The sequence below is a fragment of the Vibrio jasicida 090810c genome, assembly GCF_002887615.1.
GTDB lineage: Bacteria > Pseudomonadota > Gammaproteobacteria > Enterobacterales > Vibrionaceae > Vibrio > Vibrio jasicida.
Window position 1 is genome coordinate 704,134 of record NZ_CP025792.1, and the last position, 26,805, is coordinate 730,938.

Below are 26,805 nucleotides of genomic sequence, written 5' to 3' on the forward strand. Positions count from 1 at the left end.
AGAGCTTATGAGAACCGTAGAGTAAGCGATTACAGGTTAAGAGTCGGAGCGATTGCTGCTGCAACCTGTGAATCTGTCGCATCAATAGGTAAAGAGAATGAACGATACTGATCACCAGACATGCTAAATGAGCGGTCGATCTCCGCTAAACAATGGAGCGTCGCACCATCCAATATAAATGACAATTCGATTTCTTTAGTGGAAACGAAGCCGTTATTACGGAACTCTAGCTCTTGGTAAATACCCGAACGTGACGAGAATGTATTACCACGTAAGAAGCCCTTCTCTACATCGGCTTTAACCATAGTAAAACCAGCTTGCTCAATGGCGCCAATTACTCGTGATGCTGCGGGTAATGGCTTTACTTCAATGTAGTCACGATCGCGTGGGTCAATCGCAAAACCGATGTCTAATGTGGTTTCTACCCAAACATGACACTGGTTTTTCATGGCGCTTACTGCCGTAATTGGCGTTTCATCGTGCAGTTTTAACTCGAACGGCACTTGTTTTTCTTCATTCGGTTGGATGATGAAAGGTTCAACCGCCTTCAATTGATCGATCGTGAATGTCTGGTAACTAACGCTGTCGTCTGCTTCTACTTTCATTTCCGTGTTCAGTTTGATGGTGATGGCATCAATTTGTTGTTCAACATCACCACCTTTGATTTGGACGTGACCACGTAATGTTGAACCTTGATAAACGCTCATCTCATCTAAAATCGTATCTACCTTTGCCGAGCCGATACCGAGTGACGCTTTTAGTTTTTTAAACATGCGATTCCTTTGTGACTGTCTGTTTTCGTTATTCTGATAAGTCTCTGTTTACACAACTGATGAAACTCCTGCAAGCAATAGACGACAAGAATGCGGACTAATTCCTTTTATCACTGCACAAAATACGTATGTCTGTTTGCAATTTGTCTATAGATTACGCACTATTTGTATAGTCAATTAAAAGGAAGCCTTTATGTCTGCACCACTCTATATGCAAATCAAACGATTTATCCTCGATAAAATTGATTCGGGTGAGTGGATGGTTGGTCATCGCATCGCAACAGAAATCGAATTGACGGAACAGTTTGGTGTGAGCCGTATGACCGTCAACAAAGCGATCCGAGATTTAGTGAATGAAGGTAAACTTCAACGCCGCCCTCGTCTCGGCACCTTTGTTTGTGATCCGGCTGAGAAGTCTGAATCTCCCCTATTAGACATTCGTAACATTGCTGATGAAATCAGTAATCGCGGACGAGAGCATCACAGTGAAGTGTTGCAACAAATCTCCATCAAAGCCGATGACAGTATTGCGACCAAACTTGGCGTGATGCTTGGTACCACAGTGTTTTACAGTGAGATTATCCATTTTGAAGATCACACTCCTATCCAACTAGAACTGCGTTGGGTCAACAGTCAATATGCGCCCAACTACTTGCAACAAGATTTCACTTGTATGACGCCAAACCAGTACTTGTCGGGCAACTGCCCACTCAGTGCCATCGAACATACTGTCGAAGCAATTATCCCCGACGCTCGTGTAAAACAAGACCTAAAAATGCAAGCCAACGAGCCGTGTTTGCTACTTAATCGCCGTACGTGGAGTCAAGATAAACTGGTCAGCACCGCGTTACTTTATCACCCAGGCAATAAGTACAAATTAAGCTCTAAGATCTTATTGTAAACTAGGCATTACTTCTTCGTTTTGATCACATTTCAGCAACATTAGTCTTGTCAGTGATGCTTTTTTCTCCTATTTATTTGTATATACATTTAATCAAGCAAGTATTGGGATGAGTGGAAATGGATTTGTTGATTGAAAATGCACGACTGGTAACCATGCAAGAAAGAGAACAAGGATACTTGCCAACTCCAATTGCTCGTGTGGGAATTCGATCAGGAAAAATTGTCGCCATCAGCACGAAAGAACAAGGTAACGATAGCGAACATACCGAATCCATTTTGAATCCAGACCACTACGAACAAACCATTGATCTTCAAAGCAAGCTATTGTTGCCAGGTTTGATTGATTGCCACACTCATCTTGTGTACGCCGGAAATCGAGCCAACGAGTTTGAAATGCGCCTCAATGGTGTGCCTTATGAAGAAATCGCCAAGCAAGGCGGTGGTATTCTCTCTACCGTTCATGCCACTCGTGCCGCCACTGAAGAACAACTTATCGAACTCGCTTTGCCACGTTTAGATGGATTGCTCGCAAGCGGTGTTACCTCTATCGAAGTTAAGTCTGGTTACGGTCTCACGCTAGCTGATGAAATCAAGATGCTGCGAGCAGCGAAAGCCTTAGAGCAAGAGCGCAAAGTAAAAATCACCACAACTCTACTCGCCGCTCATGCACTCCCACCAGAATTTAGAGACCGTGCTGACGATTATATCCAACACATTTGTGATGACATTATTCCCCTCGTGGCAGAAGAAAAGCTCGCCACCAGCGTCGATGTGTTTTGTGAATCGATTGGTTTTAACTTAGCGCAAACCGAGCGGGTCTTTGAAGCGGCAAAAAAACATGGCTTGCATGTGAAAGGTCATACTGAGCAGCTCTCTGATTTAGGTGGTACGGCTCTAACCGCCCAATACAATGGTCTTTCTGCCGATCATATTGAATATCTGGATGAAATTGGCGTACGTGCCCTTGCCTACTCTTCTACCGTCGCAACCTTGCTCCCTGGCGCATTTTACTTCTTACGTGAAACCCAATTACCACCTATCGATTTGCTTAGAACGCACAAGGTGCCAATGGCGATAGCGACGGATATCAACCCTGGCACGTCACCGTTCGCAGATTTAACCCTGATGATGAACATGGCTTGCACTCTGTTCCGCCTAACGCCTCAAGAAGCGCTGCGTGGCGTCACTCAAAACGCGGCAAAAGCATTGGGTTATGGGGAATCTCGTGGCGTGATTGAAGTCGGTTATGACGCTGACTTCTCAATTTGGGATATCGAACACCCGGCAGACCTCAGTTACCAAGTCGGCGCAAAACGTTTGGTAGGTCGTATAGTCAATGGTGAATATGTCTCTCACGGAGGACTGTAACATGGCTCAATCAGATCCAAATACCGCTCCATTTCATTGGCAAGGTCGCCACGATGCAGAAGATGGAGAACTGGGTAAACGCGTTCACCACGTGATTAAAAATATTTCTGTTGAAGAGTTGCCGAACAAAAGCGAAGGCGTCTCAATCCTTGGCTTTGCTACCGATGCGGGTGTTGCAAGAAATAAAGGCCGTATTGGCGCGAAAAAGTCACCGGATTTAATCCGTCGTGCCCTAGCCAATCTCGCTTGGCACCAAGATGCGCCGCTTTATGACCTTGGTACTGTCGTTTGCGAAGACGACTTACTAGAGAGCAGCCAATCGCAATGCGCAGCCACGGTTGCTCAAGCACTACCCCATACGCCGGTCGTCGTCCTAGGTGGCGGGCACGAGATCGCATGGGCGTCATTTTCTGGGTTGGCCGAATACTTCAAAACTCATCACCAAGAAAAGCAGCCGAAGATTGGCATAATCAACTTCGACGCACATTTTGACCTACGTGCTTTTGAAAGTTCGCTGGCAGATGTAAAACCGAGCTCAGGGACACCATTTAATCAAATCCATGACTTCTGCCAACACAATGATTGGAAGTTTCATTACGCTTGCATCGGTGTCAGTCGCAGCAGCAATACTAAAGCACTATTCCAGAAAGCGGACGAACTCAACGTTTGGTATGTGGAAGACAAACAGCTTTGCTACATGAACCACAGTTACCATTTAACGCAGCTACAGCACTTTATCGATGACTGCGATTACCTCTATCTAACGATTGATTTGGACGTATTCCCTGCGGCAACAGCTCCGGGTGTAAGCGCCCCAGCAGCGAGAGGAGTCAGCTACGACATCATTTCGCCGTTTCTCGACCGAATCCTACATTACAAAAACAAGCTTATGCTGGCAGACATTGCCGAGTACAACCCCACGTATGACGTCGATAGTCAAACCGCTCGATTGGCAGCCCGCCTATGTTGGGACATTGCCAATGCCATGGCAGAGAAAGACCACAAGCCTAAATAAGCAAACCCAATAACGATTAACTCGAACAGCACTTTACTCGAGTAGAAATAGCCAAGCACAGACTTGGTACACACGTGAAACTAAAGGAGTCTTAAAATGACACAGCGCCAAGGACAAGATCCACGACTTGATACCAGCAGAACAATTCGTGCTCCACGCGGTACCGACCTGCGCGCCAAATCTTGGCTGACGGAAGCCCCACTTCGTATGCTGATGAACAACCTTGACCCAGACGTAGCCGAGCACCCTCACTCGCTCGTTGTATACGGTGGTATCGGTCGAGCAGCACGAAATTGGGAATGCTTCGATAAGATTGTTGAAGTGTTAGAAAGACTCGACGATGACCAAACTCTTCTCGTTCAATCAGGCAAACCAGTTGGCGTTTTCCCGACTCACAAAAATGCGCCACGCGTTCTGATTGCGAACTCAAACCTAGTTCCACATTGGGCCAATTGGGAGCACTTCAATGAGCTCGATAAAGAAGGCCTGATGATGTACGGACAAATGACTGCAGGTAGCTGGATTTACATCGGCTCACAAGGCATTGTTCAAGGCACTTACGAGACGTTTGTCTCGGTCGCTAAAAAGCACTTTAACGGCGAGGCAAAAGGTCGTTGGATTTTAACTGGCGGTCTAGGTGGTATGGGTGGCGCGCAAACCTTAGCAGGTACCATGGCAGGCTTCTCTATGATAGCCGTCGAGTGCGATGAATCACGTATCGATTACCGTCTACGCACAGGCTACGTCGACAAGAAAGCCACATCGTTGGATGAAGCGCTAACGATGATCAAAGAATCCGACACGCCTATTTCTGTCGGTCTACTAGGCAACGCAGCAGACATCTTCCCAGAGCTTGTGGAACGTAACATCACACCAGATGTAGTAACAGACCAAACCTCTGCGCACGACCCATTGAACGGCTACTTACCTCAAGGTTGGAGCATGTCTCATGCAGCAGAAATGCGCTTGCAAAATGAAGCCGGCGTAGTGAAAGCGGCGAAACAATCAATGGCTGTACAAGTTCAAGCCATGCTAGAGCTGCAAAACCGCGGCGCTGCAACACTGGATTACGGAAACAATATCCGTCAAATGGCGTTGGAAGAAGGCGTAGAAAACGCATTTGATTTCCCTGGTTTCGTACCGGCTTACATTCGCCCATTATTCTGTGAAGGTATTGGGCCATTCCGTTGGGCAGCGTTGTCTGGCGATCCAGAGGACATCTACAAAACCGATCAGAAAGTAAAGGAGCTGATCCCTGATAACCCTCACCTGCACAACTGGCTAGACATGGCACGTGAACGCATTCAGTTCCAAGGTCTACCGGCACGTATCTGTTGGGTGGGTTTAAAAGACCGTGAACGTCTTGGCCAAGCCTTCAACGAAATGGTGAAAAACGGTGAACTTAAAGCACCGGTTGTTATTGGCCGTGACCACTTAGACTCCGGCTCTGTAGCCAGCCCGAACCGAGAAACCGAAGGTATGATGGATGGCTCTGATGCCGTATCGGATTGGCCGCTAATTAATGCGCTATTGAATACAGCAGGCGGCGCAACGTGGGTGTCTCTACACCACGGAGGCGGTGTTGGTATGGGCTTCTCTCAACACTCGGGAATGGTTATTTGTTGTGATGGCAGTGATGATGCGTCTGAGCGTATTGCTCGCGTACTTCACAATGACCCAGCGACGGGCGTTATGCGTCATGCTGATGCCGGCTACGACATCGCCAAACAATGCGCAGCCGAACAAAAATTAGATCTACCAATGCTCAACGAAGAACTGAAAAAGCTGAAGTAAGGATGAAAGACATGCTCAATTTAACGCTAAAGCCAGGCCATATTAGCTTAAACGAACTGCGTCAGGTGAGCCGCTCACCTGTCAACCTTACTCTCGATCCAGAAGCCATTCCGGCCATTGAGGAAAGCACTCAAGTTGTAGACCGAGTGATTGCAGAAGATCGCACCGTTTATGGCATCAATACGGGTTTCGGTCTACTCGCGAACACACGTATTGCGCCAGAAGATCTAGAAACACTGCAACGCAGTATTGTACTCTCTCACGCGGCAGGCATCGGGAAATTCATGTCTGACGAAACCGTTCGCTTAATGATGGTTCTTAAGATCAATAGCCTTGCGCGTGGCTTCTCAGGTTTGCGTTTAAAAGTCATCAACATGCTGATTGATTTGGTGAACGCGCAGGTGTATCCATGCGTGCCACAAAAGGGCTCAGTAGGCGCATCGGGAGACTTAGCGCCGCTGGCTCACATGAGTACGGTACTTCTTGGTGAAGGCCAAGCGCGTCACAATGGCAAAGTCATTTCTGGCTTAGAGGCTCTGCAAATTGCTGGTCTAGAACCAATTACACTGGCGCCTAAAGAAGGTCTTGCACTGCTTAACGGTACTCAAGCGTCAACGGCATTTGCGTTAGAAGGCTTGTTCATTGCCGAAGATTTGTTCTCATCTGCTACCGTTTGTGGCGCGATGTCAGTAGAAGCAGCACTAGGCAGCCGTCGTCCGTTCGATCCTCGTATCCACCGAGTTCGTGGCCATCGCAGCCAAATGGATGCGGCGTTAGCGTATCGACATATGTTAGAAGCAACCAGTGAGATTGGTGAATCCCATACCAACTGTGAAAAGGTTCAAGACCCTTATTCACTGCGCTGTCAGCCTCAAGTTATGGGTGCTTGTTTACAACAAATTCGCAATGCGGCAGACACTCTGCAAGTAGAGGCGAACTCGGTATCGGATAACCCGCTTGTGTTCGCAGAAGACGACGACATCATCTCTGGTGGTAACTTCCATGCGGAGCCCGTTGCTATGGCGGCGGATAACCTTGCTCTTGCGATTGCAGAGATTGGTAGTTTGTCAGAGCGTCGCATGGCACTGCTTATTGATAGTGCTCTGTCTAAACTTCCTCCATTCTTGGTCGACAATGGCGGCGTCAACTCGGGCTTTATGATTGCGCAGGTAACGTCAGCAGCACTAGCGAGTGAAAACAAAACACTGGCTCACCCAGCTTCTGTCGATAGCTTACCTACGTCCGCGAACCAAGAAGATCACGTCTCAATGGCCACGTTTGCGGCTCGTCGTTTGAAAGAAATGGGAGAGAATACGCGTGGTATTTTGGCGGTTGAATACTTATCTGCCGCGCAAGGGTTGGATTTCCGAGCGCCAAACAAGTCTTCTGAGCGTATCGAAATTGCCAAGCAAATGCTGCGCGAGAAAGTCTCGTTCTACGACAAAGACCGCTACTTCGCGCCAGATATCGAGCAGGCAAACTCCCTTCTCAAACTGGCACTGCACAATGCATTAATGCCAGAGAGTTTGCTCCCTAGCGTGCACTAATACACTTCTTATTAAGAAAAAGCCGATTGAGCAGCAAACTCAATCGGCTTTATTTTTTGATTCTTCTTGTTACCTTTGTAGCAACATCATTAGAACATTACTGAATACTACAAATGTTAAAACGGCTACGGCTGCCAGAGCCAAGCATTTTCACATTCTGTTTTTCTCGGATATTCAACCAAGCGGTACTCTCTTCTACACTCAAGTTTGAAGGTTGATAATCGAGATTAGAATGTCGTGAGACCAGAACTTGCTTATTGAGGTCGTCTGATAAACTATCGACGATGTTTGTTGTCATTTGACCATCGGAATACGCCATCACGAGTACAGTATCTTGACCTTCGAGTTCTTGTGAAAGTAAGGATTGATTGTCCAAACTAAACTGAACATCTTTGTATCCACCCGAACTTTCGGGTTGCCCAAGAATTGCGCGGTACATTCGGCTGCGTTTTTTCTTCTTCAAACTCGCCAGAGGCGTTTCATTTTCAGAACTATAAGCATTGAACACTTTAATGTTGTTCTTAGCAGCATAATTTAAGATCGCACTTTGGTTCCCTAAACCACGCCTTGTCAGCGCCGGAGAGTGTTGTAAGCTTTGCGATAATCGTTGCTCGGTCGCATCAATAAGCACAATCGCCGTCTCCTTGCCTTCACTCAAAGACTGGTTCAATGCTCGACGAACTTCGACATGGGCTTGCTTACCCTCCAATGTATTCCATTTGGGTGATAGAGATCCTGCAGCAGCTGGCCTTACCTCAACCGTATAAGGATGATATTGGTACTGCCCTGCAGGCCAATAAGTATTTCTCTTATATGCGCCAAGATCATCGGCCAAATGAAACTCACTCACTACCTTTTCATTTTTCAAATAAGCTTTCGGCTTGTTCTGCCCATTAGATTTCCAGCGGAAGTACATCTCTTCCCGCCTCATGATCGCATCACTACGAATTGCACTTATCGCAGTCTCAGCATCTCTGCCGCTTTCTGCATTGTTATAATGGAAAATTCCCGTCGTTTGATATTCGGCATTTTCAATCGAGTACTCTGTAACCTGTCCGGTTTCGGGATGACGATGTTTTAATAGCACACTACCTGGAGGCATCGCGCCTGAAGCGTAATCACGAGCATGAATTAACTCATGACCTAGCGCGACCGCTTGATCAAAAGGCTTGTCCGTTCCCGGAATATTAACCACCTCTTGGGTAGAAAAGAAGACCGTGTTTGACACGCCTTTTCCATCAAATTGCCTTGAATAGACAAGCTCAGACTTTTGCCTATCAACGAAACTGGAAGGAACGGTCTCAAACAAACGACCAGCGCTTTCCGGCTCGCGAATCACGGTCACCACATTAACCTTATTCGTATCAACGCCTTGAAGATGCTCAATAAGGGGGGCTACAGTATCTTCTGGAGCATTGACGGGAGTATAAGTCGCGATTTGGCGCAACACTTCTCGCCCAGTCGGTGATATTTTCAGTTTTTGAATCAGAAGTTTAATATCTGCAAGATAAGCGTCATCCTTTGTTTGTACATACAGGTTAGTTGATACTCGATAGAGATTACCGTACTGCGGGGTGTTGTACCCATAAATGACCTTCACACCATCAGGGGCAGCATAAAACTCCCCCATCTCTGCACCACCACCAGCAAAAGCACTTCCAATCAATATTAAGAATGTAAAAATGACTGACATCACTTTTGTTAAAGTTTTCATCCTATTAACCCTCAATCTTAATCTGTAGCTCGATAAGCTCTTCTAGCTCTTGGAGAAGCACTTCGTTAATCTGCGGAAGCATTGTCATTTCGTTGTTCCGAATAACATCACCCAACTGAGTAATCGCCAACTCCAGTTCACCTTCAGACAGTTTGTTACCGACATTAGACAGCGCTTGCCAAAGAGGATGCTGATCTGATGCTTTCACTTGCTGAAAAAGGCCCCGCTGATGCGCTTCATTGAGATACTGTCTATGCACCACTGATAATGAACTATTAAAAAGCTGGGCAGAATTAACACCAGACGTCAGTACATGCACTTCAGATTGTTGGTGTTGAGCGATTTGTGCGTACAAGGCCAAATCACCAAGTAGATAATGTAAGTCGTTAGCGGTATTAACCTCATGTACTTTTTCGATGATTTCACCCACAGCCGAATCTAAGTTTCTCAGCAGCGTGTTCGCGTTGGAGCTCGCTACAACTTGGTCAAAAGTATTTGCCATAATTGGAGAATAAAATCGAAGGTTCTTCGCTGAATAGAGGCTTGGGTAAGGTATTGAGTAGTACACATCACGAAGGTAAGCCGCAACAATCGTTTGTTCGAAGACTGGCTGTATGAAAGCGCGGAACACTTCATATTGCTTGATAGCACTTAATACCCCTCCGGATGGTTTTTCAGTTAAAAGCAGTTCATACCAACGGCTAAGCTGATACCAGTCTTTCCTTTGCTCAGGATCGTTAGCATTCAAGCCCTGGCTATTTAAGTACTCGGTTAAGGTAGTTTGATAAGGAAGCACTTTCATTGTTGATAGCTGTGTTATCAAGGTTTCAAATGCTTGATTTGAGAGTTGACCAAATACATACGCATAAGCCACATCATTTAATTTAGAGCGCAATAATCCCGACTGCCAACCTTGGTTGACCTTCGCTCCCACATAAGTATCCACATCGAAGTTAAACGATTTTCTGATCACATCAACGAGCTCTTGATCTTTAGATACATGGTAGGTGTCATAGAGCGGTCCTGAGTCTTTACATGCGTCAAGCGATGCCTGAATACCACCGGGATAAACGGACGGTATACCCCAACACTCTCTTGCTGGCTTCACTTCAAATGTCGCGGTATGTAATTGCTCTTCTGACAAATAATCCACATTCCAATTCACTTTCGCATACTCACGCAACCCACTCATACGTGCCCTCTCCTCAAGTAAACGTCGGTTAAGTCTCGTGTATTGGTAGACTTCAGGAAGATGGCTCTTTGCACGAGCAATGACATTACTGAGCAGTATGTCTTTGTGCCCCTGCAAGTTATTTATGGAAGTTTGGACAAGCGAGCGCTTCGCTTCGTGTAATTTTAGGTGAAGTTGATTTAATTCTGACGAGGATAATTGTTGAGCGATCAGCTGAATCCGCTCCTGACCTTGTGATTTGACACAATCCAGCAAATTAAGCGGATTATCAGCAACGTCCGAGCATAACGGGCTATTGAGATTTGATTGCTCTGATATGTGACCATAAACCTTGAGATATTCCAGATCCATCCTCGCCATTTGCCTCACAAGCTGACGGTCATAACCTGCTGTTATTCGGCGATATTCCGTATCCGCAGCAAGCAATAGTTGGTCGATGTACATTTCAATCGACGCGTTAACGTGCCTATCGTATTGATTAATCAGCTTAATTGCGTCTTCCTTTTTGTGATGAAATCGATTGAAATCAGGATGATGATCATTAAAAACATAGTGAGTTTGAGATTCAAACTCCTCAATCTTCTCTTTCGCTGCAAAGTATTTAATATCATTGGACAGCATGTTTAGCTCATCACCGACCAATGGCACAATCGAGAAGACAGACGCTGCTTTATCTAAACGCGTCGATGACTCTTTGGAAAATGTAGATGCCATACTCTCTGCCCAAACCCCCACAGCAAAAGCATCGCCAACAGGGCCAAGCACTTCAAGTGTAGAGCTTCCAGCTCGACCCAGACGATTTAATATTGCAGGGCCACTTAACGCACTTTCTGCGGCTACTGGTACAGCATTTAATGCCTCTTCTGTTGAAGGCCATGCCTCAGAAAACAGCTGTTGTTGTGAAGAGTGTTCTAGCTCACCGAATGTAGAGCCAAACTGAGGTTCTGAGAAAAATTCCTGATGGAGGTGCCCTTCTAGACGCTGACTATAGAAGCTATTTAAGCTTTGTGTATCAGACACACCATCGATAAAGCACAATGAATAGGTAGCAGGACTGAATGCAGCCAAAGCGATGAAACTGGGTATTAACTTTGAATTCATTAGTAATATGTTCTTTATATATTTAAAGAGTAAAATGGACCGTTCATAAATATGACTTTAAAAATCGCACACTTCAGCGGCTGTGATTTCTTCGCCGCTATGCATATCTTTTATTTTCTTATTACCTATTGAGTTATGATTTATTTCTCGGTAAATAACGTGAGTTCCCATATAACTCGTTTTAATAGCTGTCACTTCAAAGTAAGAGTTTCTATTAATAAGAACCTCCAGCTCCCCATCAATAACATTTGGTATTACAATACCGCTTTTACCCTGTCGCAATTCAAATCTTGCAAGCTGGCCAGAATGAAAGTTATAGGCAGCATCTTTTGATATAGACGTTGAAACATAAGCGCTAGGACTAACAATATCTCCAACTTGTATGTCTGACATATAAGCCCCAAGTTCACGCTCTCCTCTAAAGGTAACGCCTTGATACTTTGCACCGATTTCAAACGCTGAATCTATATGATCAATGATATTCAGGGTTTCATCATCAAAAACGCCTGAGATAAAACTTTCTCGAGTCGATGCAAAAGCATAGTCTTGATACTCGGCAAGTGCAGCGACCTCTTCTTCTGAAAGAACATCTTTTTGAACATCAGCTTGTTCGTATAATTCTGTTCTTAGTCTGTTAAATTCTCCATAATCATCAATGCCAGGCTCAGACATAACTTCCATGATCTGTTCTATATCTGCATTACTGTAGTATTTATCATTGTACTTCAAGCCCGCAATTGCATGAGAACACAAACTAGCGTGAACTAATAAGCCGAATATTACTTTTCTAGATTTCACTTTTATTTACCAATTGACGAAATAAATCTCCCAGAAAAATAACTGGGAGAATGTTAATAAATTATTTTAAACAATACCTCTCATACAACAGGCATGAGAGGTAACTACCATCAAAGACAATACAATGCTGACCGAGATCTAAGTGACACTTCTTCTCCACTAAAGCTATCGTAAATGTGTATATCTGGTTCAGCCTTTAGATATTTTGCTGGATTCTTGATCTCTCTTATTTTTATGTAGTTTTTTCTCGATGAAAGCCTCTCTATGGCTTCTACACGAAAATAAGTATTGGGCTTTGCTAAAATTTCTGCTTCATAAGGTTTAAAGGTATAAGCATTAATAGCCCGCCCAGACGACTTCAGTTCAATTTTAAACTGAGCCGCAGACACTCCCTCATATGCTCCAGAAGCGGAAAAGTTTCTGGCGACACTTGGAATAGTAGAAGTCGATAGAAAGGCTTTTTCATGTAAGATGTCGCCAACATTAAGCTTTTCCAGAAGGCTATTCTTAATGGATGAGCCCCGATAAACCGTGCCTTTATAGTTTGGCAGCTTGTTCATCACACTTCGCATATGAGAAACACGGCTTTTAAGCGCCTCTCCATATCCCTGCATCAAGAACTCTTTGGGTTCGCCAGCTCGCATGTACTCATTCACAACATCATGGTCTACACGACCGTAACGTTTAATTGCTGAGTACTCTTCCGGAATCATCTTCCGCTCTGCCTTTGCGTGATTCTCGACAGACCAGTCCATTAGGTCATCTGCCATCTGCTCTTGTTGAACTGGTGACAAATCCCGCCCTTTAAACTCTACAAAATCTTCTGCTATCACCAAATGGTGAGTCGAGAAAGTCAGTAAAAAGACTAAAATCATTTTTTTCATATTAAGCTCCCTGTTCAACTGCAGACTAGAGTACGCCAGTAGGAATGGCTTATCTCTTCACCTGAATAGAGGTTATATGTTGTTCCCGTCGTCGCTTCATGTGACGAAACGGTCTCTAGCGCCACCATCGCAGAACCTCGATTCAATTCGATATTTGTCACTCTGTAGTAAGTGTTTGGTGGTAACAACACCTCAGCTTCTCCACCAAATTCAGACAAGCCACCAAGTGCGCGACCACTGTTTCTTACTTGAACTTCATACAGCACACGCTGTAAAGGTTGGGGCGAGTTAGGCCGAACCACGGCAAAACGCTTCGCGATTTCTGGAATGGTGCTACTGGATGTAAATGCAGGTTCCACGACCACATCTCCCACTTGGAGTTTGTTCAAAAGAGACTGCTTTGCCCACGCACCACGGTAGGTTACACCCTTGTAGTGAGGCAGTTTTTTCATGGCACTACGAACCTGCTTAATAAACCTCCTCGCACTTTTTCCCGCACTCCCCCAAGTGGAGGTATCCGTAGCTCTTAAGTAGTCATTCGCAAGCTGATAGCCAGAAACGGAAAAATCTTCCAAGGCTTCGACTTCATTCGCCGTCATCAATTTATATCGCCAACCACTGGAAGCTTTCGCCCAATCAGAAAACTGTGACGCCAATTCATCGACTTGTACTTGGCTACGTAAAGGGGCTTTCAATGCCTCAAAAGGCGCAGCCTGAGCGACGAAGCTAAAACAGAGAATACAGAGTGAAATAATCCTCAACATAGTCTGTTCCTCCCATTACCAATATCTAGGATTATTTGGGCTTAAATCACAGGAGATATTTAGCTCATTCTGCTTGATGACTCCGAATCGAATCGCACTAAACAGCTCTAGCTGTTGGCGAGTAACACTGTCAAACCAATCAGAAAACGGCGTTAACCAATACATTGATTCATCACCGGAGACCTTAAACAAGGCGTCTCTCAGTTGCGGGTACATAATCATGCAAGTTCTGCCCGGTAGGTTAGTGAAGTTATTATTAACTTGAACCAGCAGGTCGAGCTTTCTACCCAATTCAGAGTCAGCGTTAAACAAATCATCGATCGATGCATGTAGACGCACGTCATAACTCATGTCTTCGCCACTGTTCGCTGGGTGGTAATACGCAGAGTCACTGTCGTCGATGTTGTAATAAACGTCCAACGTCATATAGCGCAGTAGATGTGCAGGTAGTGGCTCAGATAGGAGTGCGGTCGTCCCTACTTCTCCTGATGCGTAGTGACCTGTAGAAATATTCTGCGCATGAATAATGCCAATGTATCTCTGGAAGTCGCCAAGCTGGGCAGCAAGCCATTCCTCACCATTGCTGTCAGCCACACTCATCGCTTCTAAAATACGATTTTTTACCACGCTTTTCGCTAGCGGTAATGCGGCCGCAAGATTGCTGGTATTCAAGTTGGACGCCCTTAGCGCTGACGCAATTAAAGGAGCATGTTTATCGAGATCAAAGCTTCCCGGATATAGGTAACTATAAAAACCGTTAACATGGGTTGCCTGCCATTCACTCTCTAGTGCCGAGCTAATAAAATCCTCCAGTTTTGCCAAGCGCTTTGAATGCACGTAATACCCTGAGTCTTTGTTCCTTTCATGCCAATCAGCAATGTGGTGCAATGACGATTCGCGAGATAGGTTTTCTTTTGCTAGGTAGCTAGGAGACCAAGCGGCACAAGCATTACCACCGCCACACTCGGCTTCCAGTGCCGCACTAGAATCAAACATCCAACGCATCACTCGCGCTTTGTCGGCTCCTGCAGTTCTGATGATGCGTTGCTTATCGGAAAAGCTTAGGATCTGCTGCTCAAGCCAAGCCTCTTCATGTTGAGAGCTCCAACCTTCGTTGATCAGTTCATCCATAGATTGTGTAAAGACACGCTTAATCGCATCGCGATTTGGCATCACCATCTGCGAAATTACTTCATCTTTTGCAGAGTCATAATGCTCTTTCTCGGCAGGAATCCACGTGTACTCAGTACACCCTCTGAAGTTCGGGTCCCCCCCAAGTATCCCAATTCGAGTACACTTCTCGTACCCTTCTTGAATAACAAAGTACTTTTGACGACGTTCAGTCGCCGTGGCTGGACGCCCAAAAATACTGCGAGACATTTCATCTATTGCTAAATAATCCGCTTGGTCTTTAAAATAGCGATGGGCTTTCGCAACCGCTTCTGAATCAAACAAACGATCGATGGCATTCATGCCTTCTGCATACATTTCTTCTTTTAACTTGGCTCTAAGCACATCAAGCTGGGCGTTCGCGGTCTCGACGATTTTGATCTTCGAATTGAGAACTTGTCGGTAAAGTTGATGCAGTGATTGACGATCTAAGCCTTCCACTTCCCCATTTCTAAGTTCATCAAGCACCGCCACTGCCAAGTCCAGATGGTCTTGTTGGCAATGCTGCAAGCGCGCTAGTGCTCGATTAGCTTCTCGCTTCGATGGCACATACATTGGGCGGTTGTTGTTTTCTTCCTGCTCTGGGTACAAAGCCAGCAACGCATCAATCTCTGTGCGGCAAGTTGAAGCAAGATCAGAGGCAAACAGTTTGGCATCCGCGCCTTCTAACGCGAGCTTATTAAAAATGGCTTTCTGAACTTCGCTCTCGACAGAGTTAATCAACGTCTCTGCTAACACGGCTTGCGCTTTTAACGCTTCTTGATAATGCTGCTGATATTTAAGCGCTACATCAGAGGCATAACCCTTTGCCAGCGCTTCAAGCATGCGCTTTTGACCGGATGCAAGATCCGCCCAATGCTGCTTATCTTTTTTGTCTTGTTGAGTGACGATGTCGTCGTGAACGGTAAAGCTATAATGATCACCCGCGGCAACTCGATTCCAACGAGCCGTTAGGATCTTACGATCAATTTCTCGCTCAGGTAGCTTGAGAACGCCAAACCAATCAATCAGGCTCATCACCGTAGCAAAGCGGTCGTAGGACGTTTTCGTTTCATCTTCAAAGGTTTGAGCCACATCATTTGCCCACAACCCCACGGCAATGGTATCGCCTACTGGTCCTAACGCTTCTAGCGCACCCTTGGCAAAACCTGTCGTCGAATGCCCGATTGTCGCAAGCAAACTCGCCGCTTCTTCGGATTCAAGAACCGCAACATTGGCAGGACCGACCTCAAGTAGAGATGCAGTTTCTGGGAAAACTTCATCTGCCTCAGCAAGCGAAGGTCGCGCGTCTGCGTGGTGTTCGGGCGCAGACAAAAATAAATCTTGTGGCGTTAGGTCTTCACTGAAGTTTCGGTAATTTGACTTACGTATATCGTGGAAGCTCTCACGATCCAGTACGTTGTATTCATCACCAATATTACAAACTTCAAAAGCACTAACACAGGGGGAAGCAATGGCACACGCCAATACCAATTTTCGTAACTTCATATAATTATCCTTGGTTTGAGAAGTTATTCGCTTCTTGCAGGAAGCAGCAAGCCTCCGGGTTACTTATTCGCAACCGGAAATTAAACGTTTTTAATTAAGGTGCTCTCGTGGGCAAACGTTGAGAGCAGAGAGACTTAGAGCTAAGCCTTTGGTTGATGCCGAGGGATCATTGATTTCATAGACAGCCAAACTTTTGTTGTTGTGTTTTATTACCTCCTGCGTACATGACAGTCTGTTAGGAAAGAGGCTATCAAGGTTGCAAGGGCGCTATTTTTTATTGTTTTTATAAAATTTCGCAAAACATTAAACCAGCAGCCCAGTTGCGGCAATGCACCTTATCTCAACTTGTTGTAAGTGATTCGCCACTTAAGGTAATGATAAGTAAGACATTAAAATTAATAAGGACAAATTATGGGAACGCTCCCAACACGGATAATAATAACAATATAGATTACTGTTTCTGTTTGATTATCTTTAGGTCAGGTTAGGCAGAGATTGTTAGTTACAAGAGAACCAATAGTGTCTTTTTGGACAAAAGAGGATGTAGATAGTGCAAAACGCCAAATAATAATACGCCAATATTATTCGGTATGACTATTATTAAGACGCTGTTTTATAACAATTTAATATTTCAATTACTCATTAATTACGATGATAAATAGTCAATATCTCACAAAATGAAGAGAAGTAAGCCATTGCACCAACTATATTTAGCCTCAAACGATACATTTGAACTATGATTTATTGATAAAAGCGCCTATTTTCCTAGGTATTTCCAAGCCAACGATGAACGAGTGGACTGTGGCTTTATTCACCCCCCTTGTCGTCTCATTGTTAAGATGCTGTGAACTTTCCACTGGATGGACCATTGGCAGGAAGATATTCGCCTATAATCCCTGACAGTTTCGGTTACTACGTAAAAATTATGTTTCTAACACCTTATTTTTCAAACAATAATCACCAATTCCAATTTACTCGCGAGCAAGCAAGTCACTTTGCCAAGCGCGTAGCTGGTGATTACAACCCTATTCATGATGAAGACAACAAACGCTTTTGTGTTCCAGGAGACCTGCTTTTTGCAGTGTTACTGAGCAAAGAAGGTGTGAGCCAAAAAATGCGTTTCGATTTCTCAGGAATGGTAAGCGATGGCGTTGCACTTCACATTGAAAATAAGTGTGAAAAAGAAAGTGCGGTCGTCAATGAAGCAGGCAAAGAGTACCTACACATGTCTCGCGAAGGTGAAACCAACCGCGATGCTGCATTTATTGAACACGTAGTAACAAACTACGTTCAGTTCTCTGGCATGAACTTCCCACACATTATGGTTCCTCTTATGGAAGAGAAACAAATGATGATCAACTGCCAGCGCCCTCTTGTTATCTACGAGAGCATGGAAGTGGAATTTAACCGTCTCGATCTGACTCACCCGGAAGTCGATTTTACTGGCGCGACTTTTGATGTAGAAGGTAAACGCGGTGTGGTAACGCTAAACTTTGCATTCAAACAAGACGGCGAAGTGGTAGGCAAAGGGATCAAGCGAATGGTGGCAAGTGGCCTTAAGCCATACGACCAAGATGCGGTAGACGATTTGGTTCAACGCTTCAACGAGCGTAAGGACGCCTTTCTAGCAAAGTTCGCTAAGGCAGCTTAGTTCTTAACAGACAAAGTCTCTGCCGACCAATTTCAAAACCAAATTCATAAGAAAGCCCAGCGACTTTGCTGGGCTTTCTTTTTATCTGTGTTTTTCTTTTTATCTGCGGTTTGTTTTACTGTCATCAAATCCAGCGACGTACTTGATTCTTATAATCTAAATAGTCTTCACCAAACAATCGCTCTAATGCTCGCTCCTCTGGCTTAATTTGAAAGCGATTCATGTAAGCAACAAACAATACGCCACATAAGATAACACTGAGGTGTTGCCACCATAATCCAATCGCAATGATGACAAGCAATAGCGCGACGTACATTGGATTACGTGTGTAAGCGAACACACCAGTATCCACCACCAACGAAGCAGTTTCTGGTTTAACTGGGTTAACGGTCGTCTTAGCTTTTCGAAACTCGTAAACACCAGCAATACCAACAACCCCCGCGATCAAAGTTAGCCCAGCGGTAACAAACTCAACAAACGGCACAGTAATTTTCATTTCTGGCATGGCTTCTTTCAGCCAGTACATCAGAAGCACCATCAGCAAAAACAAAGCGACAGGTGGCACTTTAAGCTCAAGCTTTTTCAATTTTCATATCCTTATGAAAGCGTCTGCGTGTCAAAAATGAACGCGAGTTATAAGTGATAAAAAGCCCAGTAAAACTGGGCTTACGAAGCTATTTATACCAAGGTTAGCAAAGCTTGAACCGGATGCTTAGGTTTTACCCCGTCAAAGCGTTTGACCTGGCTTCGACATGAGTAGCCAGTGATGAGACATCTTTCATTGTCTAACTTATCTAGATTAGGCTTCCAACTCAGATCAAAGATATCCCGCGACATGGTTAGCTTATCCACTTCATGACCAAATGTACCCGCCATACCACAACACCCGACGGGTACTGTATTTAGTATCGCCCCAAAGTGAGCGAAAATAGCCCCCCACTCCTTCTCAGCATTTGGCATTTTGGTTTTCTCAGTACAATGCGCGAACAAGTACCAAGGTGCTTCCTCTTTCGACTCTAATGTCTGGAACTCGCTTAATCTTGGGTGGAGCCATTCATGAGCGGTCAACACATCAAAATCACCACGTTTACTGCCCAATACCTCGGCATATTCGTCTCGATAACAAAGTACCAGCGCAGGATCGACACCAACCATAGGGATATCCAAATCCGCAACCATTTCTAAGAACTTTGCAGTGTCTTGTGCGGTGCTCTTGAATTGGCGTAAGAAACCCTTAATGTGCTGTGCTTTGCCATTTGGTTTAAACGGTAACAACACAGGATTCATACCGAGCTTTCTGACGAGCTTGATGAAGTCTTCCACTACTTCAGCATCGTAATAGCTGGTAAAAGGGTCTTGTACAATTAGTACATACTTTTGCTTGTCCTCAGAAGGCAAACCACTCAACGCTTGCAGATCGTAAGCTGTAGTTAACGTCTCTACTCGCTCTTTCAAGGTCGGTACAGACAGCAGCGGTGCATCAACATATCCGACTGTCGACGCAGTCAAACTTTGCACCCAAGATTGCTTAAGCACACCATTTACTACACTCGGCGCTTTTGCCATCAATGGCAGCATGGATTCAATGTTCGATACCAAATAGTCTTTAACTGGACGTTGGTAACGTGAGTGATAAATATTAAGAAAGCGAGAACGGAAGCTCGGTACGTCAACTTTAATTGGACATTGGCTAGCACACGCTTTACACGCTAAACAGCCGTTCATGGCTTCATACACTTCATGAGAGAAGTCATACTCGTGACGACGATTAATCGAATGGCGGACTCGGTCAATCATGGTTTTGATGGACGTTTTGTTTTCCAGAGTTTGTTTTTCTAGATCGAGAATATCGATGCCTTGCTCTGTTAGTTGGCGTAGCCATTCACGAACTAAACCCGCACGCCCTTTTGGCGAATGACGACGGTCTGCAGTGACTTTCATTGAAGGACACATAGGCGAGCTGGTGTCGTAGTTAAAACACAAGCCGTTACCGTTACACTCCATCGCTTGCTTGAAGCTATCACGTACCTGAACATCAATCTGGCGATCGAAGTAACCACGTTTGGTATCGGTGACTTTGACAAGCTCTGCATCGCTATTTAGCGGCGTACAGATTTTGCCTGGGTTCATTTTGTTATGAGGGTCGAACGCGGCTTTAACACGGCGCAATTCAGTAAAGAGTTCTTCACCAAAGAACTCAGGGCCATACTCAGAGCGGAAACCTTTACCGTGCTCGCCCCACATTAAACCTCCGAATTTTGCCACCAACTTAACGACTTCATCTGAGATTTCATGCATCAAAGCTTCTTGGTGAGGATCGCACAGATCCAATGCCGGTCGAACATGGAGAACACCAGCATCTACGTGGCCAAACATGCCGTAGTTAAGTGATTTTGCGTCTAGCAACTCGCGAAACTCAACGATAAAGTCCGCTAAGTTTTCTGGCGGAACACAAGTGTCCTCAGCAAACGCGACTGGTTTCGCACGCCCTTTCGCAGCACCCAATAGACCCACGGCTTTTTTACGCATGTTGTAGATACGACCGATACTCGCCACATCACTGCATACTTGGTAGCCAATGATGCCCGCTTCTTCCGTTTCTAGCATGCTATCGAGCTTGGCCGTTAGAAACGCGACTTGAGAAGCAACCTCTTCTTCATCCTGACCAGCGTACTCAACCATATTAATGCCAAGCATCTCTTTATCAGGTACGTCAGTAATCAAATCACTGACGGTGTGCCAAACAATGTCTTGCTTCGCCAAGTTCAGAACTTTTGAATCCACGGTCTCAACGGACAACGCTTTTGCTTCCACCATAAATGGCGCATTACGTAGAGCCGAATCAAAACTGTTGTATTTGACATTAACCAGAGTTCGCGCTTTAGGAATGCGGGTTAGGTTGAGCTTCGCTTCGGTGATGAACGCCAATGAGCCCTCAGCGCCACACAAAACACGAGTGATATCGAAGCTGTCTGCCTCTTCATCAAATGCGTTTTTAAGGTCATAGCCGGTTAAGAAGCGGTTTAGCGGAGGAAACTTGTCGTTAATTTGCTGGCGTTTGTCACGACACACAGATTCCGTTACACGCATTGCCGTGTCAGCAAATTCGCCTTCAGTCGGCAAACCGTGAGAAAGGTCAGACTCTAAGATTGAACCATCGGCAAAAACAGCTTGAAGAGAAAGAACGTGATCAGACGTTTTACCGTATTTTAGCGAGCCTTGACCGGAAGCATCGGTATTGATCATACCGCCAATCGTTGCCCGATTACTGGTCGATAAATCTGGGGAGAAGAAATAACCATAAGGACGAACGGCATCGTTCAATTGGTCTTTGACGACACCCGTTTGAACGCGAACCCATCCCTCTTGCTCGTTCACTTCTAAGACTTTGTTCATGTGGCGAGACAAATCAACCACAATGCCTTTGGTTAACGACTGACCGTTAGTGCCAGTGCCGCCACCACGAGGAGAGAACGTAATACGCTCATATTCCTCTTTGTTGCTCAATTTACCGATGAGCGAGACATCTTGGGTGGTTTTGGGGTGTACAACGGCCTGAGGGAGTTGCTGATAGACACTGTTATCAGTGGCTACTGCGAGACGACTAGAGTACTGGCTTTCAATATCGCCAGTAAACCCGGAGTGCTCGAGTTCTTTGAAAAAACTCAGAACGAGAGGATCGACATCCGTTTGCGAGTGTAATCTTGGTAACATTTGCTTCCTGCCCCTACTGCGCTGATCCAATCAGCTGCGGGTTATCTAATTTTTAGTCATCCACGCATTTTCGACCCGCAGCCATAAAACTGAGACCGAGACGAGGATGAAGTTGTTTTCTTTGAATTACGTCACTTTACAACATTTAAAAAGGCGTTCAAATCAGAATCTCTATACAAGATTTAAACTTATGCTTTATTTTTTAAGGCTTGATGCCTTACATTGAAGGGGAAATAGCCTTTCAATATGAGCTTTCAGGATGAAAAAAAATAAAGTTGTAACCACTGAAGATATCCTTCTAAAACTTTGCCAGTCGGTTTCTGGCGTTCTTACTTCGGCAACCTCTTCTCAAGTTAACTACTCTGCAATGGTACAAAAGATCAATAAAACCAGCCTCAAGCCGGATTTTGGTTGTTTTGTACTGTTTGATGGTGGCTTCACAGGTCTTGTAGTGATTAACTTTACCGCAAAAGCAGCACTTGAGATCTACACCAACTACATGCGCAATATGGGCATGCCAGAAGAGGAACTGGCGATCTCACACACATCAGATGAAGTCGGTGATGTACTGGGTGAACTGATGAATCAACTAGTGGGTGATTTCACGAACAAGATTCGTAAAGAGCTACAAACCAATATTACGCAGAACCAACCAAAAATGCTGTCGCTCAATAAGCAAGTGATTCTGCAAGTTGATACCAACCTCGATCGACCTCAAGCACGCCGCGTGACCTTCTCAACAGCGAATAACAACATCTTCTACCTTGAGCTTGCGATGGACAAAACTGAATTTATCCAACTCGAAGAGTTTGAAGTGGCAGAAGATGAAAGCCCAGATGATATTTTAGAAGCCACTCGCAAAAGTATGGAAGACAAGAAAGCATCGGAAGCAGCTAGTTCCAAAAGCGATGCCGATGACCTACTCGACCAACTCGGTTTGTAATTCAACTTCCCACCAAAGCCCCTGTCATTAAAGGGGCTTTGTTTTTCTCGCTGCCTTTCTCCTACTCCCGTTATTCCGTTTTTGACTGAAAAAAGGTAATATATCCGACTTCCTAAATTTCCGTTCTCGTTATTGGTCGTCGATGGATAAACAAAAAGCTCTGAAAAAAATCGCCAAGTGCTTAGAACTGGGCAACTCCGCCAACGTAAATGAGGCTGCAAACGCTATCAAGATGGCGCACCGCCTTATGCTTAAGTATGGCTTGGATAAAGATGATATTGAGTTTATCAAAATGGGTAAAACTCAATCTTCGCATCTGCTGCCAGCAAACATCAGTTCAACGCTGTTGCGCGTGATTCGTGGTATCAATACCAAATTTGGTGTTGAAGCCGTCTTGTTGAATCACAAAGGGCTTAAACGCGTCGAATTTATCGGAGAGGCTGACCGCGCTATTTTCGCGGCCTTTGCGTTCGATATTATCTACCGTGAAATGAACGAGAGCACCGGACAATTCCGCAATAGTTTTGCCGGTTCTGGGACCTCTTCAATGGAAGTAACGCGCCGCGTAAACTCATTTGTTTCTGGCTGGGTTGAAGGTGCGTTGGAAAAACTGCCTGTTATCTCTCCAGATGAAGAGTCAGCCAATAAAATCAATAATTACATTGATAAAGAATTTAAAAACATCGATCGCGAAACGTTCAAGCAACAGCTCAGAGAAGCGATGAAAAACCTAACTGCAGATTACGAAGTTGGGTTAAAAAAAGGTCGTAAGGTTTCCGTCAACCGTGGCGTTGGTGGTGAACAAGCGAGAAAGATGTTAGACAATCCGTCTAAATAATTGCACAAACGGTTATAACATCAGCAACTATAAGAAAAAGCTTACAAAGCTTCTATCAATCTGACGTTCGCATAACAAATATCAATACCTACTCATTCATAATTCGCATCCCATTATGAGGCGCAATTGCGCCTCAGCTTATACGGAGATTTTCCCTTGAAAAAGATGTCTATTGCACTTGCGCTAGTGCTAGCTCTTACTGGCTGTCAAGCAACTCAACGCCAAAACGCAACCACAGGTGAATACGAGACTAACTCGACCACACAAGGTGCACTGATCGGTGCTATCGCTGGTGCGGCTATCGGTTTGGCAACAGGTGATGACGCAAAAGAACGTCGTAAACACGCTCTAATTGGTGCGGCTGCTGGCGGTGCTACTGGCGCAGGTGTTGGCTACTACTTCGATCAACAAGAAGCAGAGCTACGTCGCGCACTATTGAATTCAGGTGTACAAGTAGAACGTGTTGGTGAAAACCAGCTGCTACTTCGCATGGAAAACGGTATTGGTTTCTCTTCAAGTTCTTACCAACTGGACGCAAGCATCCACAACACACTACGTGGCGTTGCTCGTATCCTCGTTGAATACCCGGATACAAGCCTCGTGATCGACGGTTACACAGACAGCACTGGTAGTGACTCTTACAACCAAACACTGTCTGAGCGTCGCGCAGAATCGGTACGTCAGTTCCTAGTATCACAAAACGTAGCACCAGGTCGTGCAATTGCACGTGGCTACGGCGAGCGAAACCCAATTTGCTCTAACCAAACTTCTGAAGGTCGTGCTTGCAACCGCCGTGTTGAAATCCAGATCTTGCCACTGAAGTAATTTGGTTGCACCATATCGGTAATAACAATGATTACCGGAGCAGGTCTAGCGTCGTTCGCTAGACCTGACATACCCAATGTCTTTCAGAACCACAGCCCTCACCTTTGCTTTAAGTGCCTGCCTTACGAGCACTGCATTTGCTTCTCAGAACCCGACACAACCTGAAGCCCAATTCGAGCTTGCGCAGCAACTGGTTTTGAAACCCAATCCAGAATCACCTACTGACGCACGTTATTGGCTAGAGCAAGCGGCACATCAAGATTACTTACCTGCTCAAAAACAATTAGCAGAAGATTACGCTCGTGGTTTAACTGGCAACACGGATTTCACCCAAGCGATTTATTGGTTCACTTCTGTTGCGTTAAACGATCCTACCGACCGTGGCTTTTTGTTGGCTGATTTTGTCCAGCACCATCAAGCAAAAGTATCGAATTCCGATCTCGTCGAAGCTTGGTATCAATTGTCTGCACTTAAAAACCCTCAGGCAGAAGAAGCCTATAACCAGTTTTTGGAAGATCGCTTCAATCAACTCAGAGCCAAACAAGTTTCTGAAATTGTAGAGTTGGATAAGCAAGCCATTGACGAAGAACAGAAAGAGACCATTGAAATTCAACAAGCAAAGAGAGCTGAAAACTTCAACGTTTGGTATGCCTCTGGCGCTCTGGGCTTTGCTCTACTTCTTGGTGGCGGTGCATTCGGTTACCGCAGGCACACACAAAAGGCCAAAGCCACTGCAGCAAATGAAGTGTCACGCTCTCTGCAATTAGAGACACAAGTGAAAGAACTTCAATTTGCCAATAAACAACTTAAGCGCCAACTCGAAAAAGTATTTAAAGAGTTTAAGAAGATAAAAGGTCAATCTGAGAACCAAAAACTTCTCGTCGCTTGTGCGATGTTTGGCTATACCCCGCAAACTATTCCAGACAGTAAAGCAGTGAAGTTGCGCTACAGACAATTATCTAAACTCTATCACCCTGATTCTAGAGGCTCGGAAGAAGAGATGAAGCGTTTAAATCAGGCGTTTAAAACCATTTCACAAAATGTTACAAAAGAGTAAAAATAAGCCACGCACCTTTATCTTACGAGCCTTTCAACCTCACAAATCAAGGCTCGCAATCGATCTCCCTCTCAAACAAATTAACAGACATTTAACCTGGCTATCTTTTGTATGCCATAATGTTGGGCGAAAAATAACACCTAACGACTCAAAATTTATGTAGGTGGGGAGAAAATCAATGTTCACTGAAGAAGGCACCTGTGACTGGTGTAAAAAACCTAGCTTTGTAACTCGTCATGATTATGTCGACGGCAAGTACCATAGCTCATGCAAATCCTGTTACGACATCGCAAAAATAGATGTTCGCCTGTTTAACCAAGGCGAAATGCAAATGCGCGAACGCATGACACAACGAGCAAGCTAACAAGAGCAAATCAACGGAACTGATTTTCAAGAGCGCCTTTTTGTAAGGCGCTTTTTTGATCCCACTTCAATACTTATTTCATCGCGGTTTTCTAGAAGGAATTCATATTCCCTATCCCTCTGGTGCTTCTCAGCCTATTAATTAACCAATTAAAAACGATGTCACTTATTTCATAGTGAACACGATTGTTTTCCTAGTTACCGAGTCAAACCCTCGATTTATCTGGAGTATAGTTTTGTCGCTCAAACAAAAAAACAGGTGACCATATGTACACAGATGAAGCGGAAGCAATTATTGCTAGCCAGCCTCCTGAAGCCGTTGCAACTGGCGAGTTGATGGTTTTGAAAAATACAATTAAAAGAAAAGTCTCTGGCCCTAACAGAAGCCGATTATTGCGATTAGCAAACTCCGAACTTGGCAGTTTATGCTCCCGCGCCAATTCAGGTAACATCGAACAAATTCGCACTATGTTTCAAACTATGGTTCAGCTTGTAAGGGCTGGCAGCATCGGCCTATTTGAAACAGAAATCGCACGTGCAAAAACCGAATTCTAACCATTATTAAACATCGATCCTTGTATTTTCAGGCTGCGTAATCGCAGCCTGCTTTTTATCATTGTCTGTAAAAGCAAAGCGCTTTCTTGAACGTTCTGCCTCTGCCTTTCTTGTTTTCTCTTCCTTTCTTCTTCCTCAAAAGCACTAACACTACTGTGTGCCATCACGAAAAAGCACTGTATAAACCAGTTAAAACCACTGTGTAGCTAAGCCGAAATTACTGTATATACAGTAGTAACCACCTGCATATACAGCTCCGGAATGCAGGTGACCTCACATTTCACCATGTTTATCAAACATATCAAAAACCGAATTTTATATATTAGTTTCAATGACTTAGATAAAAAC

Annotated in this window: 21 protein-coding genes; 12 read left to right on the plus strand and 9 right to left on the minus strand. The window is 44.8% G+C overall.

Annotated elements, in window-relative coordinates:
* Positions 1–29: 29 nt before the first annotated feature.
* Positions 30–773 carry a sporulation protein gene (locus C1S73_RS03405; protein ID WP_038868652.1) on the minus strand — a complete coding sequence of 248 codons (744 nt, stop codon included), beginning with the start codon at positions 771–773 and terminating at the stop codon, positions 30–32.
* A 193-nt stretch (positions 774–966) separates the two neighbouring features.
* On the opposite strand from C1S73_RS03405, the gene hutC reads away from it, so the two are divergent.
* The 5 genes from hutC (at position 967) to hutH (ending at position 7,400) form a co-directional block, all read left to right on the plus strand.
* Positions 967–1,674 (plus strand): histidine utilization repressor, encoded by a 708-nt coding sequence (gene hutC, locus C1S73_RS03410; RefSeq protein ID WP_038868653.1) that lies wholly within the window; start codon positions 967–969, stop codon positions 1,672–1,674.
* Positions 1,675–1,793: 119 nt separating this feature from the next.
* Positions 1,794–3,044, plus strand: a complete 1,251-nt coding sequence (hutI, locus tag C1S73_RS03415) for an imidazolonepropionase (protein WP_038868655.1) — start codon at positions 1,794–1,796, stop codon at positions 3,042–3,044.
* Between the two features lies 1 nt (position 3,045).
* Entirely contained in the window at positions 3,046–4,059 is a 1,014-nt protein-coding gene (hutG, locus tag C1S73_RS03420; RefSeq protein WP_038868656.1) for a formimidoylglutamase, read from the plus strand.
* 96 nt (positions 4,060–4,155) lie between these two features.
* The gene (gene hutU, locus C1S73_RS03425; protein WP_038868657.1) at positions 4,156–5,853 is read left to right on the plus strand and encodes a urocanate hydratase; all 1,698 of its coding nucleotides are present in this window, start codon (positions 4,156–4,158) and stop codon (positions 5,851–5,853) included.
* Between the two features lie 11 nt (positions 5,854–5,864).
* The gene (gene hutH, locus C1S73_RS03430; RefSeq protein WP_038868658.1) at positions 5,865–7,400 is read left to right on the plus strand and encodes a histidine ammonia-lyase; all 1,536 of its coding nucleotides are present in this window, start codon (positions 5,865–5,867) and stop codon (positions 7,398–7,400) included.
* 97 nt (positions 7,401–7,497) lie between these two features.
* Here the strand turns inward: hutH and C1S73_RS03435 are convergent, their stop codons facing one another.
* The 6 genes from C1S73_RS03435 to C1S73_RS03460 all read right to left on the minus strand — a co-directional run bounded on the left by C1S73_RS03435 (position 7,498) and on the right by C1S73_RS03460 (position 16,511).
* The gene (locus C1S73_RS03435; RefSeq protein ID WP_038868659.1) at positions 7,498–9,114 is read right to left on the minus strand and encodes a M91 family zinc metallopeptidase; all 1,617 of its coding nucleotides are present in this window, start codon (positions 9,112–9,114) and stop codon (positions 7,498–7,500) included.
* A 4-nt stretch (positions 9,115–9,118) separates the two neighbouring features.
* Positions 9,119–11,407 (minus strand): hypothetical protein, encoded by a 2,289-nt coding sequence (locus C1S73_RS03440; RefSeq protein WP_038868660.1) that lies wholly within the window; start codon positions 11,405–11,407, stop codon positions 9,119–9,121.
* A gap of 57 nt (positions 11,408–11,464) precedes the next feature.
* A complete protein-coding gene (locus C1S73_RS03445; RefSeq protein ID WP_038868661.1) occupies positions 11,465–12,205 on the minus strand; it encodes an ADP-ribosyltransferase in 741 nt (246 codons plus the stop codon).
* A 110-nt stretch (positions 12,206–12,315) separates the two neighbouring features.
* Positions 12,316–13,089 carry an ADP-ribosyltransferase gene (locus C1S73_RS03450; RefSeq protein WP_038868662.1) on the minus strand — a complete coding sequence of 258 codons (774 nt, stop codon included), beginning with the start codon at positions 13,087–13,089 and terminating at the stop codon, positions 12,316–12,318.
* Between the two features lie 14 nt (positions 13,090–13,103).
* Entirely contained in the window at positions 13,104–13,853 is a 750-nt protein-coding gene (locus tag C1S73_RS03455; RefSeq protein WP_038868663.1) for an ADP-ribosyltransferase, read from the minus strand.
* A gap of 15 nt (positions 13,854–13,868) precedes the next feature.
* Positions 13,869–16,511, minus strand: a complete 2,643-nt coding sequence (locus C1S73_RS03460; protein WP_038868664.1) for a hypothetical protein — start codon at positions 16,509–16,511, stop codon at positions 13,869–13,871.
* Between the two features lie 925 nt (positions 16,512–17,436).
* Here C1S73_RS03460 and C1S73_RS03465 point away from each other — a divergent pair.
* Positions 17,437–18,162 (plus strand): DUF3581 domain-containing protein, encoded by a 726-nt coding sequence (locus C1S73_RS03465; RefSeq protein ID WP_038868665.1) that lies wholly within the window; start codon positions 17,437–17,439, stop codon positions 18,160–18,162.
* A 124-nt stretch (positions 18,163–18,286) separates the two neighbouring features.
* Here C1S73_RS03465 and C1S73_RS03470 read toward each other — a convergent pair whose 3' ends face one another.
* Positions 18,287–18,748, minus strand: a complete 462-nt coding sequence (locus C1S73_RS03470; RefSeq protein WP_038868666.1) for a methyltransferase family protein — start codon at positions 18,746–18,748, stop codon at positions 18,287–18,289.
* 92 nt (positions 18,749–18,840) lie between these two features.
* Complete coding sequence (gene ydiJ, locus C1S73_RS03475) at positions 18,841–21,876, minus strand: D-2-hydroxyglutarate dehydrogenase YdiJ (protein ID WP_038868667.1); 3,036 nt, start codon at positions 21,874–21,876, stop codon at positions 18,841–18,843.
* A 259-nt stretch (positions 21,877–22,135) separates the two neighbouring features.
* On the opposite strand from ydiJ, the gene C1S73_RS03480 reads away from it, so the two are divergent.
* From C1S73_RS03480 to C1S73_RS03505, 6 genes are all read left to right on the plus strand, one after another.
* Entirely contained in the window at positions 22,136–22,819 is a 684-nt protein-coding gene (locus tag C1S73_RS03480) for a DUF3334 family protein (protein WP_038868668.1), read from the plus strand.
* Between the two features lie 142 nt (positions 22,820–22,961).
* The gene (locus C1S73_RS03485) at positions 22,962–23,657 is read left to right on the plus strand and encodes a DUF2786 domain-containing protein (RefSeq protein ID WP_038868669.1); all 696 of its coding nucleotides are present in this window, start codon (positions 22,962–22,964) and stop codon (positions 23,655–23,657) included.
* Between the two features lie 156 nt (positions 23,658–23,813).
* On the plus strand, positions 23,814–24,482 hold the full coding sequence (locus C1S73_RS03490) for a YiaD family glycine zipper/OmpA-like lipoprotein (protein ID WP_038868670.1): 669 nt from the start codon (positions 23,814–23,816) through the stop codon (positions 24,480–24,482).
* 76 nt (positions 24,483–24,558) lie between these two features.
* Complete coding sequence (locus tag C1S73_RS03495; protein WP_038868671.1) at positions 24,559–25,539, plus strand: J domain-containing protein; 981 nt, start codon at positions 24,559–24,561, stop codon at positions 25,537–25,539.
* A gap of 178 nt (positions 25,540–25,717) precedes the next feature.
* A complete protein-coding gene (locus tag C1S73_RS03500) occupies positions 25,718–25,903 on the plus strand; it encodes a hypothetical protein (protein ID WP_038868672.1) in 186 nt (61 codons plus the stop codon).
* 266 nt (positions 25,904–26,169) lie between these two features.
* On the plus strand, positions 26,170–26,457 hold the full coding sequence (locus C1S73_RS03505) for a hypothetical protein (protein WP_038868673.1): 288 nt from the start codon (positions 26,170–26,172) through the stop codon (positions 26,455–26,457).
* The last annotated feature ends 348 nt before the right edge of the window (positions 26,458–26,805 follow it).

What these genes read in the sequence shown, in the direction of transcription:
- hutH (WP_038868658.1), top strand. Translation starts at nt 5,865, where the DNA reads ATGCTCAATTTAACGCTAAAGCCAGGCCATATTAGCTTAAACGAACTG.
- C1S73_RS03485 (WP_038868669.1), top strand. Translation starts at nt 22,962, where the DNA reads ATGGATAAACAAAAAGCTCTGAAAAAAATCGCCAAGTGCTTAGAACTG.
- hutI (WP_038868655.1), top strand. Translation starts at nt 1,794, where the DNA reads ATGGATTTGTTGATTGAAAATGCACGACTGGTAACCATGCAAGAAAGA.
- C1S73_RS03480 (WP_038868668.1), top strand. Translation starts at nt 22,136, where the DNA reads ATGAAAAAAAATAAAGTTGTAACCACTGAAGATATCCTTCTAAAACTT.
- C1S73_RS03455 (WP_038868663.1), bottom strand. Translation starts at nt 13,853, where the DNA reads ATGTTGAGGATTATTTCACTCTGTATTCTCTGTTTTAGCTTCGTCGCT.
- C1S73_RS03495 (WP_038868671.1), top strand. Translation starts at nt 24,559, where the DNA reads ATGTCTTTCAGAACCACAGCCCTCACCTTTGCTTTAAGTGCCTGCCTT.
- C1S73_RS03450 (WP_038868662.1), bottom strand. Translation starts at nt 13,089, where the DNA reads ATGAAAAAAATGATTTTAGTCTTTTTACTGACTTTCTCGACTCACCAT.
- C1S73_RS03505 (WP_038868673.1), top strand. Translation starts at nt 26,170, where the DNA reads ATGTACACAGATGAAGCGGAAGCAATTATTGCTAGCCAGCCTCCTGAA.
- C1S73_RS03405 (WP_038868652.1), bottom strand. Translation starts at nt 773, where the DNA reads ATGTTTAAAAAACTAAAAGCGTCACTCGGTATCGGCTCGGCAAAGGTA.
- C1S73_RS03465 (WP_038868665.1), top strand. Translation starts at nt 17,437, where the DNA reads ATGTTTCTAACACCTTATTTTTCAAACAATAATCACCAATTCCAATTT.
- hutU (WP_038868657.1), top strand. Translation starts at nt 4,156, where the DNA reads ATGACACAGCGCCAAGGACAAGATCCACGACTTGATACCAGCAGAACA.
- hutG (WP_038868656.1), top strand. Translation starts at nt 3,046, where the DNA reads ATGGCTCAATCAGATCCAAATACCGCTCCATTTCATTGGCAAGGTCGC.
- hutC (WP_038868653.1), top strand. Translation starts at nt 967, where the DNA reads ATGTCTGCACCACTCTATATGCAAATCAAACGATTTATCCTCGATAAA.
- C1S73_RS03435 (WP_038868659.1), bottom strand. Translation starts at nt 9,114, where the DNA reads ATGAAAACTTTAACAAAAGTGATGTCAGTCATTTTTACATTCTTAATA.
- C1S73_RS03440 (WP_038868660.1), bottom strand. Translation starts at nt 11,407, where the DNA reads ATGAATTCAAAGTTAATACCCAGTTTCATCGCTTTGGCTGCATTCAGT.
- C1S73_RS03500 (WP_038868672.1), top strand. Translation starts at nt 25,718, where the DNA reads ATGTTCACTGAAGAAGGCACCTGTGACTGGTGTAAAAAACCTAGCTTT.
- ydiJ (WP_038868667.1), bottom strand. Translation starts at nt 21,876, where the DNA reads ATGTTACCAAGATTACACTCGCAAACGGATGTCGATCCTCTCGTTCTG.
- C1S73_RS03460 (WP_038868664.1), bottom strand. Translation starts at nt 16,511, where the DNA reads ATGAAGTTACGAAAATTGGTATTGGCGTGTGCCATTGCTTCCCCCTGT.